Genomic DNA, 14,805 nt, shown 5'->3' on the forward strand with positions numbered 1-14,805 from the left:
AGCTGTTTTTAATATTTTATTTAATCAATGATAATTTAGGAGTAAAACATGCATATTTCTGTGTTTGATTTGTCCGCATATATAAGTTTTTTTTTCAGTTTATTTGCTTTAGTTAATCCTATCGGAATGATTCCAATTTTTACTAGCATAACTAGTTTCCAGTCTATAGAGGAAAGAAATCAAACAAATTTTACTGCAAATTTAGCAGTAATTTTTATTTTATTTTTTTCTTTACTTTTTGGTAATATTGTTTTAGATTTATTTAATATTTCTTTAAGTTCTTTTCGGATTTCAGGGGGAATATTAATCATTTCTATCGCATTTTCTATGGTAAATGGGAAATTAATAGCTAGTATAAAAGATAATAATAAAAAAAATGTACAAAATAGTTTTACAGATAGTATTGCAGTTGTTCCGCTAGCTATGCCTTTAATAGCAGGTCCAGGAGCAATTAGTGCTACTATTATTTGGAGTACTCATTATTCTAGTTGGATTAACACGTTAGGATGTACTATTACAATAATTCTTTTTTCGTTATTATGCTGGTGTTTATTTAAAATTGCACCTTTAATTGCAAACATTATAGGTGAAAGTGGAATTAATATTATGACTCGAATTATGGGTTTATTATTAATGTCTATAGGTATAGAATTTATCGTTGCAGGTTTAAAGTCTATTTTTTTAAGTTATATTTGAACCTCTTTTATAGTTATTAAGTGATAACTAATCTTTATAAATTTTTTATGTAAAATAATTTTGTTAGGTGTTTTGTTGTATACTATATTTATAGTATTAAATTTTGCAGTCTTTTTATTTTTTTGATAGGTTATCAACAGTTGTGAAATCTAATCTTAAAATTCGTAATTTAGGATTACGTCATATCAAAGTTATATCAAATTATATGAAATATTTTACTATTACGAGAAATAAATTTACGTTAGATGAAATATGGTTAGTACAACACTATCCTACCTTTACTTTTGGAATTAGTGAAAAAACATGTCATTGGTTTATTCCAAAAAATATTCCAATTTTGTTTAGTAATAGAGGAGGAAAAACTACATATCATGGTCCAGGCCAATTAGTGATATATTTTTTATTGGACTTAGTACGTCGTAAGATGAAAATTAGCCAACTCATTTTATTAATGCAAAAAATAATATTGTCTACTTTGCAATGTTTTTCTATTCATGCATATGTTTCAAAAAAATTTCCTGGTATATATGTAAATGATAAAAAAATATGTTCTTTTGGATTGCGCATTAAAAAAGGTTGTTCTTTATATGGTATGGCTTTGAATATTGATATGAATCTGTCTCCATTCAACTATATTAATCCTTGTGGGAATCACATTAAAATGACACAAGTCATTGATATTAAACCTTCTTTAAGTTTTAGAATGGTTCAATTAGTATTAATAAACAACATTAAAAAATATTTTTTATGATTTTAATGTGAATATATATAGTATTAATTAATGATTATTAATAATTTTCTGGTAATGCATTTCAAAAATTTATAATATAAGAACGTTATAAATTTTTGAAAGAATAAATATTGTTTATTAATACATATTGAGAGGAAAATTAAAACAAATGCATGATAAAAAGTTAAAAAGGTTATGCAATAAAAACATTAAAACATTATACAAAAGAAATATATCAGTAAAAATTTTGCCAAATTTTAGTGACCGAATTTTAAAAAAACCTAACTGGGTAAAAATTAAATTTCCATCTGATACAGAAAAAATTCGTCATACTAAATATACTTTGAGAAAAAACAAGTTAAATACTGTTTGCGAACAGGCATTGTGTCCAAATTTATTTGAATGCTTTAATAAAGGTACAGCCACATTTATGATTCTTGGTACAATGTGTACTAGAAGATGTCCTTTTTGTGCAGTAGATCATGGAAACAGTCCATCTATTGTTAATTTAAAAGAACCGCAACAATTAGCTAAAGCTGTAATAGATCTAAATATGAATTATATCGTTATTACTTCTGTGGTTCGAGATGATTTAAAAGATCGAGGAGCAGAGCATTTTTTAAATTGTATTCGAGCTATTCGTCAGAAAAAAAATATTATAATTGAAATTTTAGTTCCAGATTTTAGGGGTGCTTTACGAAATGCTATTAAAACTATTAGTTTATCTCCACCAGATATATTTAATCACAATTTAGAAAATGTACCAAGATTATATAAATTAGTACGACCTGGAGCAAATTACAAGAAATCATTGAAGTTGTTAGAACTATTTAAAATGAATAATCCAACGATTCCAACTAAATCTGGCTTGATGTTAGGATTAGGAGAAACTGAAAACGAAGTAATACAGGTTATGAAAGATTTGTTTAATAGTGGTACAAGTGTATTGACTTTGGGTCAATATTTGCAACCTAGTATGGCGCATTTTCCAGTTCAAAGATATATTGATCCATTAGAATTTTTGCAATTCCAAAAAGAAGCATTGTCAATAGGATTTGAAAAAGCTTTCTGCGGGCCTTTTGTTCGTTCATCCTATCACGCTGAATTCCAATATAAATACTCTAAATCTATTTTAAAAAATGTATAAATTTTAAATTCTTAAATTTTTAAATTGGAATAAATATTTTTTAATGTCACTAATGGATTTTTTAAAGATGTAATAGCCCTTCCAATAACAATATAATCAACATTATATTTTTTAGCTTGTTGCGGAGTAATAATGTTTTTTTGATCATAGCACATACTTTTTTGAAATCGAATTCCAGGAACTAATATTTTTAGCTTGTTGCCTAAGTGTTTTTTAACGTTTAATACTGTATTTCCTGGACAAATAATACCATCTAAATTACAATCTTGTGCTAATTTTGATAAAATTAATACATAATTTTGAATGGACATATTAATTCCCATATTACGAATATCTAAGTCGTCAAAACTAGTAAGTGCTGTTACACCCATTAGTAGTGGTTTTTTTCCATGAAAAGGTTTTAATGCTAACTTAGCTGAATGTAACATTTGCATACCTCCACAAACGTGTATACTAATCATCCACACATCTAAACTAGCAACTGCTTGTATAGTTTTAAATATTGTATGAGGAATATCATAGAATTTTAGATCTAAAAAAATATTAAATCCCATTTTTTGTAGTTCTTTTATAAATTTGTTTCCAAATAAAGTAAACATAATCTTTCCTATTTTTAGTATATAAATATTAGGATTAAGATTATTTATTAGTTTCATGGCTTCATTTTTACTAAAAAAATCTAAAGCAATAATAATCATTGGTTTTTGAATAGTCATATTTATTAGACTTATATTAGTGACATAAATTATTTTTAAAAATATTTAATATATAAATTATGAAATATTGAATTATAGATATTTATATATTTTAGATGTTTTAACACAGTCTTGGGTTTTAATAATTTATTTTTCGAAACATTTAATGATTTTAAAATAGAAATATGCCATCATAAATAATATTATTATCTGCAATTAATGTTAATACATTTAAAAATTTATAATAACATCAATAAATTTATTAAAGAATCTTTGTAATCTTACGCTATATATTTAATAGTTTAGTTTTTATTTTTTTACATTAATAAACTATATATTTATTTATATAAAAAAATTATCATTAACATGATAATTAAACATTGTCAAAATTACAACATATATGATTTGTATATATTTTATATTAGCAAAGAAAATATTTTTTTACAAAATAATATAATTAAAAAATAAAATTTTAACAAACATAAAAAATGGAGAGTATATGCAGCTTAAAAGGATAGCAGAAACTAAATTACCTACCATATTTGGTGAATTTTTGATGATTGTTTTTGAAGAGAAAAATGGAGGAAAAAATCATATTGCTTTAGTTTACGGAAACATTAAAAGTCATCATCCAGTTTTATCAAGAATTCATTCTGAATGTCTTTCGGGTGATGCATTATTTAGTTTGCGTTGTGATTGTGGCTTTCAATTACAATCAGCATTAATGACTATTGCTCAAGCTGGTAGTGGAGTTCTTATATATCATCGTCAAGAAGGAAGAAACATTGGTTTATCTAATAAAGTTCGGGCTTATGCATTACAAGATATAGGATTAGATACTGTTGAAGCTAATCATTATTTAGGTTTTTCTAAAGATGAAAGGGATTTTACTTTTTGTGCAGATATATTCAAATTATTAGATATAAAAAAAATACGATTATTAACTAATAATCCGCTAAAAGTAAAAATATTAAAAAAAAATGGTATTAAAATTATAGAAAGAATATCATTAATTGTTGGAAGAAATGCCAATAATTATAAATATTTAAACACTAAAGCAAAAAAAATGGGTCATATTTTGCCAATTTTATATAAATAACATTTCAAATTGTAAAATTTGATTTTAATTTTTTATAAAAATGTTTATCTTTAAATATATTGTAAAATATAATATAATATTAATTGAAATAAAATCTTTGTTTTTGTATTCAAACGTTGAATATTTCGAATATTTTAAAATAGTCAATTAATATATTGCAAATATATTATTAATAATAAATGATTATTTCTATATGTAGGCATCTTATATTTATTTCAATTTATCGAATGCCTACATAAAATATGTTAAAATATATGATGCTATAAAAAGTAATGATTTAAATTAAGAAAAACCAAAGATTAATAATCTTAACATATGTTTTATATAATAATTTTAATATAAAAATAATATTAAATATAAACTTTAATATTTATAACTAATTTAATCAAAATTTTTTAAAAAAACAATGCATTTTCATATATAAATATAAAATTATATAACTGATTTTTTATTACATAGTAAATAAAAAATAAGTATTAAAAATTGTTAAATCGATTAGATCAGAGATAAATCGAGAACACTAAATTGCATTTACGATTATTGTCTTTTTTTGATTATAACTTTTTCTTTAATATTTTTGTTTTTATTTTTTATTAACTATTCAGAATAACGTAAATGTTATTTAAAATTATCAGTATTTCATTATTATTTTTTAAAAATTTCTTAAAAACCATTATATAATAACAATTAACTTAAAAAAATGTAATATTTATTTAAAATAGTAAATTTATTTTTTACAACATTTATACATTGCATTTTAAGTCTTAAAATTTAATAACACGTATTAGAATTTTTATTTCTTAAAAGTTTGAATATTAATTCATACTATGAAAGAAATTAATTTTTTGGTGATGATTGTACGTATATATTTATTTTTATATTTTAAAAGTTAATAATAGTACTATAACTCTATAATACATAGATAATTTAATATATTTTGTTTTTTTAAATTAGTTCCTTATGTATATGAACGAACATAAATTTTTATAATAGAGGACTTAATAAATAAAATAATTTTTCTATTACTTTCTCCCAGTAAGATCTAATAGCCCATAATTTTGGATCTACTAATTTAGAATGCGAAATATATTCACTATGTAATAAAGATAAATCTTTTCCAAAAGTGCTATTATCTACTACTAAAGTAATTTCTAGATTTAACCATAAACTTCTCATATCTAAATTCGCAGTACCAATTAAACTTAGTTGCGTGTCTATTAAGATGCTTTTGCTATGTAACAATCCTTTTTCGAATTGATAAATTTTTACTCCGGATTCCAAAAGCTCGCTGAAAAAAACGCGACTAGCCCATTTAACTAATATAGAATCATTGCTCTTTGGGATTATTAAACTTACTTCTACACCTCTTTGAGCAGCTGCACATATCGCATATAGCAAATCATCGCTGGGAATTAAATATGGAGTTGTTATTATTATTTTCTTTTTTGCTGAATAAATAGAAGTTAATAATACTTGATGAATGATATTTTCAGTAAATCCTGGACCAGAAGCAATTATTTGTATAGCAGAAGTTTCGTTTTTAGATAAGGAATCTACTTTACATCTTGGTTTTCGCGGAAAAATTTTTTTTCCTGTTTCTATTTCCCAATCACAAGAATATACGATGCCCATAGTAGTAGCAACTGGTCCTTCTATACGTATCATTAAATCTATCCATTGACCAACTTTTGATGATCTTTTAAATAAGCGTGGATCTACTAAATTCATACTTCCTGTGTATGTAATATAGTTATCTATAAGAATAAATTTTCGATGTTGTCTTAAGTCAATTCTTCTAAGGAAAAAGTGATATAAATTTATTTTTAGTGCTTCAACTATTTGTATGCCAGAGCTACGCATGATACTAACCCACTTACTTCTAAAAAATTCTAAACTGCCTGCCGAATCTAACATTACTTTACATTTTATTCCTCTTTTAGCTGATTTCATTAAAGCTGTAGCTACATCATCTGCTAATCCACCAGGCTTCCAAATATAAAATACGATTTCAATATTGTTTCTTGCCAAATAAATATCATGTATTAAAGTCTCAATAATTGTTTTTGTATTAGCTAACAATTTTAATTTACTATATTTAACGCCTGATATTCCCTGTCTATGTTTGCATAACTGAAACACTGAAGTGGCTACTTCGCTGTTGTTTTTTTCAAAAATAAAACTACAAGATTTTAAATTATTTAACCACTTATTTTTTTTTGACCACATTGTACTAGCTAATTTCAATTGTCTTTTCCCAAGATATAATTCTTTGAAAAACAACCAAGTAATAATACCTATTATAGGAAGTGCATAAATAACCAACAACCAAGCCATTGCTGATGATATTGCGCGACGTTTAGAAAATATACGTATAGTTATGCTAAAAATTAATAACCAATATCCCAAAATAGTTAACCAAGTGACTATATAAGAAAAATTAGCCATTTAATAATAATCCAATTAATATTTTTACAATTTTAAATGATGAAACGAAACATTAATTTTTTTATTTTTTATTTCTTGTAATTATTATTATCTATAAAAAATTAAGTTTTGTATTTACGATATTATGATTTAAAGTGAATATTTTAATATAATTGTTGTATTTTAAAGTATATTTTTTAAATTGTAAAAAATGTATTACATTGTAATGTAATTGTATCATGTAAATATAAATTATTAACATATATCACATAATACCTAGCGGAAGTATATTTCTAGGTTTTCCTTTTTTATCTATAGCTACATATACAAAAACTGCTTCTGTAGTACAATAGTGTAATCCTAATGGCTCAGAAGTTACTTTTTTAATCCATACTTCAATTTTTATGGTAATTGAGCTATTTCCTACTTTTATACAATGTGCATAGCAACTTACTACATCTCCCACGCTAACTGATTTTAAAAATGTCATCCCATTAACACTTACAGTTACTACTCTCCCTCCTGCTATTTCTTTTGCTAAGATAGCTCCTCCTATATCCATTTGAGACATAATCCATCCCCCAAAAATATCTCCGTTTGCATTAGTATTTGCTGGCATAGCTAGGGTTCGTAAGACTATTTTTCCTATGGGTAATTTACATTTTTTATTCATAAATAATTTTTTCTCTGATGATAGTTGTCAACTATTTATTTTTTTAGATAAAAAAAGATATGTATATTCCATTTATCAAAATAAAACATAATGTTATTAAAGTTAATCCAAAAACTTTAAAAAGTACCCATGTATTTTCCGATAAATAATGCATAACATATAAATTTATGCCAGCACATGATAGAAAAAAAATAGACCAAATAATATTAAGTTTCTTCCAATTAGCATTAGTTAATGTTATTTTTTTTTCTAACCATTTTTGTATAAGTAGTTTTTTAAAATAAATTTGGTTAATAAAAAGTACAAGAGATAAAATTAAATATATTATTGTGACTTTCCATTTAATATAAGTGCTATTATGAAACAACAATGTTAAACTTCCAAAAAATAAAACAGAAATACAGTTAATATAATCTATTTTTTCAATTTCATTGAACATAATTTTCATTAATATACACGCTAACACTGTTGTAATTATTAACACGATGGATGCGTAAAAAATATTGTAAAGTTTATATGCAATAAAAAAAGTAAAAATTGGAGTAATATTAAGTAAATGCTTCATAAAAGTATGTCCGAAATGGTATTGAGTGATAGTTTTATTATGCAGATAACAACATGTGAAAACGAAATAAATATATAACCAATATAGAAGAAATAAAATTAATTATTATGTTTAATGATAATAATAACATAAACTCAGGAATAACTTTTATATCTGATAAAACCACTAAGACAATAAATTTTAAAAATAGCCATAATATAACAGCAGGAAAAACTATTTTTGCATGACATAAAGTTATTTTTATACTTGATGCAATAGATTGTATTATAGTTGTATTGTTTACTATTAATACAATCGGAGACAAAGATAATAGTATGACTAGTATTATCCCTGGCAATACTAATGATATTAATCCTATTTGAATAATCACAGTATTGACCAATATTAGCGCAAATAAGTTTAAAAATAAGAATAAATTTGTAGGTTTTAATTGTAAAAATAAATTTTCATTTTTAAATGAAATGTATTGCATGAATGTTATTAAGATACCTATTAATACAGTATTTCCGATCAATGATGAAATTAGTTTTATTATTGAAAACAGTAATAGCTGTTTTTGTTGATAAGGTGTTAATGTTTGTATAAATTCGAATAATGAATAGTATTGATCTTTTTTTGATTCATGAAAAAACATTAATATATTTGAAGTAGGAGCAAAAAAATTATCCAAAATTGCAGTTATGATAGAAGAAACAAATATAATAACAAATATTGTTAACCATTGTGTTTTAAAAAAATTAACAGTGTCACGGTATAACGAGTTTGCCGTGATATACATGAATTCTCCTTAATATTATGATTTTAGTATCAGAACACAATATTTCTATAAAACTATATTTTAATTATTTTAATATCATGTAATTTTATAGAAATATTGTGTTCTGATACTAAAATATCACATTTATGTTCAAAAGTAGCATTATTCAATAATTTTCGTAGCTTTTTTTAGAGATAGAGATAAATTTTTAATTTTTTGTATAAGTATTTCTTCGTCATGAGAATGTTGCTCAATCAATTGAATAATAATTGATCCACAAATAATACCAGATATTCCTGACAATACAATTTTTTTTATTTGTTTAGTATTAGAGATACCAAAACCCTGTATTATGGGTACATTAGTTATTTTTTTTAATTTATTAATTAAATGTAACGGTGGTACTATTATTTTGTTATCTATCCCAGTAACCCCAGATCTAGATAATAAATAAATATATCCCGTACTATATCTAGCAATTTTTGTAATTATTTCTTGTTCAGCATCAGGAGGACAGATAAACACTGGTGATATATGATAGATTTTAGCATATTTTCTGAAACTATATGATTCTTCTACTGGAAGATCTGCTATTAATATAGAATCAATATCGATATCAGAACACTTCAAATAAAAGTTTTTAATTCCAAATTTAAATATTAAATTAGCATAAGATAATAATCCTATTGGAATATTTTTATGTTTTTTCCGTATATCATATAACATTTTAAAGCATTTATATATGTTAATACCAGAACTGAAAGCCCTTAAATTAGCATTTTGTATAATCTTTCCATCTGCTAAAGGATCAGAAAATGGAATACCTAATTCTAATCCATCAGCTCCATTTTCAATTAAAAGATCAATAATTTTTAATGATATATTAATAGATGGATCACCAAGAATTAAAAAAGGAATAAAGCAGCCATTTTTAAATGGAATTAACGTTTTATATAATTTTTGATAACGGTTCATTATAAGTATTACTCTGAGTTTTTTAAAAAATTTTTTACGGTTTTAATGTCCTTATCCCCTCTTCCTGAAATGTTTACGATTAGTACTTGATGTTTATTAGGATCACTTTTCATTAATTTAAGTGCATAAGCTAATGCATGAGAGCATTCTAATGCTGGAATAATCCCTTCTGATTTACTTAAACACTGAAACGCATGTATAGCTTCATGATCAGTTACTGATACGTATGTAGCTCGTTTAATACTATCTAACCAAGCATGTTCAGGTCCCACTGCTGGAAAATCTAAACCAGCAGAAATAGACCACGATTCTTTAATTTGGCCTTCTTCTGTTTGCATAATTTTTGTTTTCATACCAAAAAATATACCTGTATCTCCATGAGTTAAAGGAGCTCCATGTTTTTTAGTATGAATACCTTTTCCTGCTGGCTCTACACCAATTAGTTTGACTGAGTTATCTGTAATAAAGGATGAAAATATTCCAATAGCATTTGATCCTCCTCCAATGCATGCAATAATAGCATTAGGTAAACAATGTTCTTTTGTAAGAATTTGTTTTTTTGTTTCTTTTCCAATAATGCTTTGAAATTCTTTAACTATAGTTGGATAAGGGTGAGGCCCAGCAGCAGTACCAAGCATATAATGAGCATTAATATAATTTTTTGACCAATCTCGTAATGCTTCATTACATGCATCTTTTAAAGTTCCACTTCCAGTTGTTACTGGTATTACTTTTGCACCCATGAGTTTCATTCTAAAAACATTTTGTTGTTGCCTTTTGATATCTTTTATTCCCATATAAACTCGACATTTTAAACCCAATAAAGCACACGATAAAGCCGATGCCACTCCGTGCTGACCTGCTCCTGTTTCTGCAATTATTTCTTTTTTTTTCATTTGTTTTGCCAATAAAGCTTGTCCTAAAACTTGATTAGTTTTATGCGCACCTCCATGAAGTAAATCCTCGCGTTTGAGATAAATACGCGTGTTTGTACCTTTTGTTAAATTTTGACACAATGTTAATGGTGTTGGTCTACCTGCATAATTTTTTAAAAGATCAGATAGTTCTTTTTTAAATTGATGATCTTTTAAAGAGAAAACAAATGTTTTTTCTAATTGATACAATGCAGGCATTAAAATTTGCGGTACATACATACCACCAAATTTACCAAAATATGAATTTAATAAAGTCATTTTGAAAATAAATTCCTAATTTATAAATTTTTCATTAATTATTATTTTATGTTCTCTTAGAGAGTGAAATAATGACGCTATTTTACTTGCATCTTTAATGCCAGGAGAAATTTCTAATCCAGAATTAAAGTCCAGTCCGAAGCAGCCTAGATTAGATGCTAAAATACAATTTTTTATATTTAGTCCACCAGCTAAAATAACATTTTTTAGTTCTTGGTTTTTTAGTAAAGACCAATCAAATGGAGAACCACTACCTCCACATGCATTATCGAAAATGTATTTGTCTACATGTTTAAAATTTGATGGTTTATTTTTATTATTTAAAGAAATAGCTTTCCAAATTTTTATGTTTTCTGGTAGTTTCTTTCTTAAGTTATTAATATAAATTTGATCTTCTTTTCCATGAAGTTGAACAGCATATAATGACAGATATTTTACTAAATGAATAATACTATCAATATCTTCATTACAAAAAACTCCTATATATTTCATAAGAATAACATTATTTATATTAATAGCTGTTTCGAAATTAATATATCGTGGAGAAGATTTACAAAAAATAAAACCTGCGTAAATAGCTCCATATTTTTTTGATATTTTAACATCTTGTAATCGCGTCAATCCGCATATTTTATTATTTCCTATTATAATTTTACGAATAGAATTTTCTAAATTACTTCCAATCATTAAAGCAGATCCAATGAGAAAACCTTGTACAACAGATTTTAATTGTCTTAATTGGTGATAATTTTTAATACCTGATTCACTAATAATAATTATATTTTTTGGTATCTTAGAGGCTAAGTAAGGTGTATTAGTCATTGAAATAGAAAAATCACGTAAATTTCGATTATTGATTCCAATAATTTTTGCATTTAAATTTATAGCTCTATTTAATTCTTCAATATTATTTATTTCAGTTAATATTCCCATGTTGAGAGATTTGGCTAACTTTTTAAGTAAAAGATACTGATAATCATTTAAAATAGATAACATTAACAATATAGCATCAGCTTGATAATATCTCGCTAAATAAATTTGATATGGATCTGTAAAAAAATCTTTACATAAAATTGGTTGATTAACAGCAATATTTCGAATAGTAGGTATAAATTCAAACTTTCCATGAAAATATTTTTCATCAGTTAATACTGATATAGCTGAAGCATACTTTTTATATGTTTTAGCTACAAATTTAGGATCAAAGTTATTAAGTACTCCTAATGAAGGTGATGCTTTCTTGAACTCTAATATAAAAGCAGGATGCGTTTGTTTTAATGATTGATAAAAATTGCGATCTGATAATGTAATGTCATTTTTAAAAGTAGACAATGGTTGTATTTTTTTTCTATTTGCAATCCAACTTAATTTATTTTTTATTATTTTTTGTAGTATACTAGTCAAAATAAATAATCCTTTTAAAATTTAGACAATGCAGAAATAGTTTCGTATACTTTTCCACTACGAATTATTTTTAAAGCATATTCTGTATTTTTTTTTAAATTTTCGTTACCAAATATTTTAAATAATACAGCTACATTAGCTGCTATAGTTTCTGTGATTGCAGAAGGGCCTTTTCCTTGTAATGTTTTTTTAATAATTTCATAGTTTTCCTTAGGTGTACCTCCTAAAATAGAATTTTGATTGTGATAGTGAACCCCAAAATCTTCTGGATATAGTGTATATGAATTAATTTTAGAATTTTTCAGTTCAATGACATTTGTAGGACTATGTAAAGTAACTTCATCTGTATGGTTACTATATACTATTATTGAACGATGACTTTTCAATTTTCTTAATATCTTTGCAATAGGAAACATTAGTTTAATGCTATAAACACCTATAAAAGATAACGGTGGTTGAGATGGGTTTAACAAAGGACCTAATATATTAAATAGTGTTTTCGTTTTTAATATTTTTCGAACTAATGTTACATATTTAAAACTTATATGATACTGAGGTGCAAATAAAAAACAAACGTTAAATGTATTTAACATTTCTTGAGATTTTCTTTGTGATATATTTATGTCGATGCCAAATTCTTTTAACAATTCATATGATCCAGTTTTACTAGATATATTTGTATTGCAATGTTTAATTATTTTTAATCCACAAGTTGCTCCTACGAATGCACTAGTAGTAGATATGTTAATACTATTACTAGAATCTCCACCAGTGCCTACAATATCAGCAAACATATAATTTGGTTTAGGAAAAGGTTTGACATATTTTAGACAAGCACGTAGTGCTCCCATTATTTCACTTTCAGATTCGCCTTTAATTTTTAAAGCTATTAATATTGCAGATAATTGTATATCATTAATTTTTTTAGACATTATAAATGTAAATATTTTATATGATTCTTGTTCTGTTAAATAATCGCCATTATAAATTTTATTTAATATAGTTTGCATTTTATATCTTATAGTAAAAAATATGTTTTTATAGTTTTTTAAAAACATATATTACGATCTATTAATAATTAATTAGAACATATGTTTGTATTTTTTAATTGTATATTAAATGTAGTTTTAATTAAATCAATCTTGCCATCATTTAATAATAAATCATATCTAACTTATTAGATTAATTGCAATTATTTTCATGATTTAAAATTATTATCTATAAATATCACTTTGAATAGTTTAATGTTTTTAAAAATATAACGATTCACATTAATATAAATTAGGAATGATAATGATACAAAAAATAATGATAATACTATTGTTTATGATAGTATCTATAACGTGGGGTACTACATTTATGGCTATGAAAATTGCTGTAAATACTATTCCTCCTTTATTTATAACTGGAGTGAGATTTTTATTAACATCTTTATTATTAATTTATATTTGTTATTATACTAACACCTCCTTGTTTTTTCCTCGTGGAGAAAAAATTTTTCAAATAATTGTATGTATATTTTATTTTATAATACCTTTTTCATTCATGTTGTATGGTGGGACGTATGTAAATTCAATTATTGCATCTGCTATATTTGCTAATATGCCAATTATGGTGTTATTGTTTTCTTTTCTCTTTTTTGACAGAAAATTATGTTATATGCAACATATCGGATTAATGTTAGCAATTTTGTTTTTGTCGATGATTTTATTTCAAGAAATAAAATTAGGTAATATAAAAACAATAAATGGAATAGTAGTATTGGTATTAGCGATGATGAGTCATGCTATAATATACTTATATTCTCAAGAAAAATGTTCTAAAATATCTGTTTTAACTTTTAATGCTCTTCCTTCATTTTTTTCAGGTTTATTCTTATTATGCATTTCCAATATAGTCGAACATCCTATATTTCATAACTTTTCTTTTGCATCTATTTTGGCAACGTTGTATTTAAGTTACGTTTCAGGAGTATTTGGAATTTTATCTTATTTTTATTTACAAAAACAAGTTAGTTCTTTTCATGCTTCTATGGTTTTTTTTATATTTCCTTTTATAACTTTAATTTTAGAGAAATTGATTTATGGAAATTCTTTATGCATACATCAATTAAAACTACTAACTTTTTTAATGAGTAGTATATTTTTAACATTAGTTCCATTTAATTATAAAAAAATTAGAAATTATATTAAAAACATAAGAAGAAAACTTTAATATATTTTATTTATATAAAGTAATATTTGTAACAACATATTTGATATATGTATTTGTTTTTAATTTACAATTATTATTATAATAATCTAAATAAAATAATTTCTTAAAAAAATCATATATGTCTTCATGTGATTGTACATTGAATAACTGTTTTAGTTAAATATATGTTTATTTAAAAATTAGAAGATTAAATAAACACAAAAAATCTCTATAAATAAGTATAATTATGTGTT

The 14,805-nt window shown here is 24.4% G+C and carries 14 protein-coding genes; 5 read left to right on the forward strand and 9 right to left on the reverse strand.

Annotated elements, in window-relative coordinates:
- Window positions 1–48: 48 nt before the first annotated feature.
- From U0T59_01250 to lipA, 3 genes are all read left to right on the forward strand, one after another.
- Window positions 49–696 (forward strand): YchE family NAAT transporter, encoded by a 648-nt coding sequence (locus U0T59_01250; GenBank protein XBC43546.1) that lies wholly within the window; start codon window positions 49–51, stop codon window positions 694–696.
- A 142-nt stretch (window positions 697–838) separates the two neighbouring features.
- Window positions 839–1,447: a lipoyl(octanoyl) transferase LipB gene (gene lipB / locus U0T59_01255; protein ID XBC43547.1), complete on the forward strand. Its 609-nt coding sequence runs from the start codon at window positions 839–841 to the stop codon at window positions 1,445–1,447.
- Window positions 1,448–1,595: 148 nt separating this feature from the next.
- Entirely contained in the window at window positions 1,596–2,573 is a 978-nt protein-coding gene (gene lipA, locus U0T59_01260) for a lipoyl synthase (protein ID XBC43548.1), read from the forward strand.
- An 11-nt stretch (window positions 2,574–2,584) separates the two neighbouring features.
- On the opposite strand, the gene pyrF is transcribed toward lipA, so the two are convergent.
- The gene (gene pyrF, locus U0T59_01265) at window positions 2,585–3,289 is read right to left on the reverse strand and encodes an orotidine-5'-phosphate decarboxylase (protein XBC43549.1); all 705 of its coding nucleotides are present in this window, start codon (window positions 3,287–3,289) and stop codon (window positions 2,585–2,587) included.
- 478 nt (window positions 3,290–3,767) lie between these two features.
- Between pyrF and ribA the strand changes: the two genes are divergently transcribed.
- Window positions 3,768–4,367, forward strand: a complete 600-nt coding sequence (gene ribA, locus U0T59_01270; GenBank protein XBC43550.1) for a GTP cyclohydrolase II — start codon at window positions 3,768–3,770, stop codon at window positions 4,365–4,367.
- A gap of 984 nt (window positions 4,368–5,351) precedes the next feature.
- On the opposite strand, the gene cls is transcribed toward ribA, so the two are convergent.
- The 8 genes from cls to trpD all read right to left on the reverse strand — a co-directional run bounded on the left by cls (window position 5,352) and on the right by trpD (window position 13,368).
- A complete protein-coding gene (cls, locus tag U0T59_01275; GenBank protein ID XBC43551.1) occupies window positions 5,352–6,812 on the reverse strand; it encodes a cardiolipin synthase in 1,461 nt (486 codons plus the stop codon).
- A gap of 244 nt (window positions 6,813–7,056) precedes the next feature.
- A complete protein-coding gene (yciA, locus tag U0T59_01280; protein XBC43552.1) occupies window positions 7,057–7,464 on the reverse strand; it encodes an acyl-CoA thioester hydrolase YciA in 408 nt (135 codons plus the stop codon).
- Between the two features lie 43 nt (window positions 7,465–7,507).
- Window positions 7,508–8,029 (reverse strand): septation protein IspZ, encoded by a 522-nt coding sequence (gene ispZ / locus U0T59_01285; protein ID XBC43553.1) that lies wholly within the window; start codon window positions 8,027–8,029, stop codon window positions 7,508–7,510.
- A gap of 37 nt (window positions 8,030–8,066) precedes the next feature.
- Window positions 8,067–8,807: a YciC family protein gene (locus tag U0T59_01290; protein ID XBC43554.1), complete on the reverse strand. Its 741-nt coding sequence runs from the start codon at window positions 8,805–8,807 to the stop codon at window positions 8,067–8,069.
- 141 nt (window positions 8,808–8,948) lie between these two features.
- Window positions 8,949–9,761 carry a tryptophan synthase subunit alpha gene (gene trpA / locus U0T59_01295; GenBank protein XBC43555.1) on the reverse strand — a complete coding sequence of 271 codons (813 nt, stop codon included), beginning with the start codon at window positions 9,759–9,761 and terminating at the stop codon, window positions 8,949–8,951.
- A gap of 8 nt (window positions 9,762–9,769) precedes the next feature.
- Entirely contained in the window at window positions 9,770–10,954 is a 1,185-nt protein-coding gene (gene trpB / locus U0T59_01300) for a tryptophan synthase subunit beta (protein ID XBC43556.1), read from the reverse strand.
- Window positions 10,955–10,969: 15 nt separating this feature from the next.
- Window positions 10,970–12,361, reverse strand: a complete 1,392-nt coding sequence (trpCF, locus tag U0T59_01305) for a bifunctional indole-3-glycerol-phosphate synthase TrpC/phosphoribosylanthranilate isomerase TrpF (protein XBC43571.1) — start codon at window positions 12,359–12,361, stop codon at window positions 10,970–10,972.
- An 11-nt stretch (window positions 12,362–12,372) separates the two neighbouring features.
- On the reverse strand, window positions 12,373–13,368 hold the full coding sequence (gene trpD, locus U0T59_01310) for an anthranilate phosphoribosyltransferase (GenBank protein ID XBC43557.1): 996 nt from the start codon (window positions 13,366–13,368) through the stop codon (window positions 12,373–12,375).
- Window positions 13,369–13,654: 286 nt separating this feature from the next.
- Here trpD and U0T59_01315 point away from each other — a divergent pair, with 286 nt between their 5' ends.
- A complete protein-coding gene (locus U0T59_01315; GenBank protein ID XBC43572.1) occupies window positions 13,655–14,572 on the forward strand; it encodes a DMT family transporter in 918 nt (305 codons plus the stop codon).
- Window positions 14,573–14,805: the final 233 nt, after the last annotated feature.

Source organism: Buchnera aphidicola (Meitanaphis flavogallis) (assembly GCA_039830035.1).
GTDB lineage: Bacteria > Pseudomonadota > Gammaproteobacteria > Enterobacterales > Enterobacteriaceae > Buchnera_B > Buchnera_B aphidicola_AZ.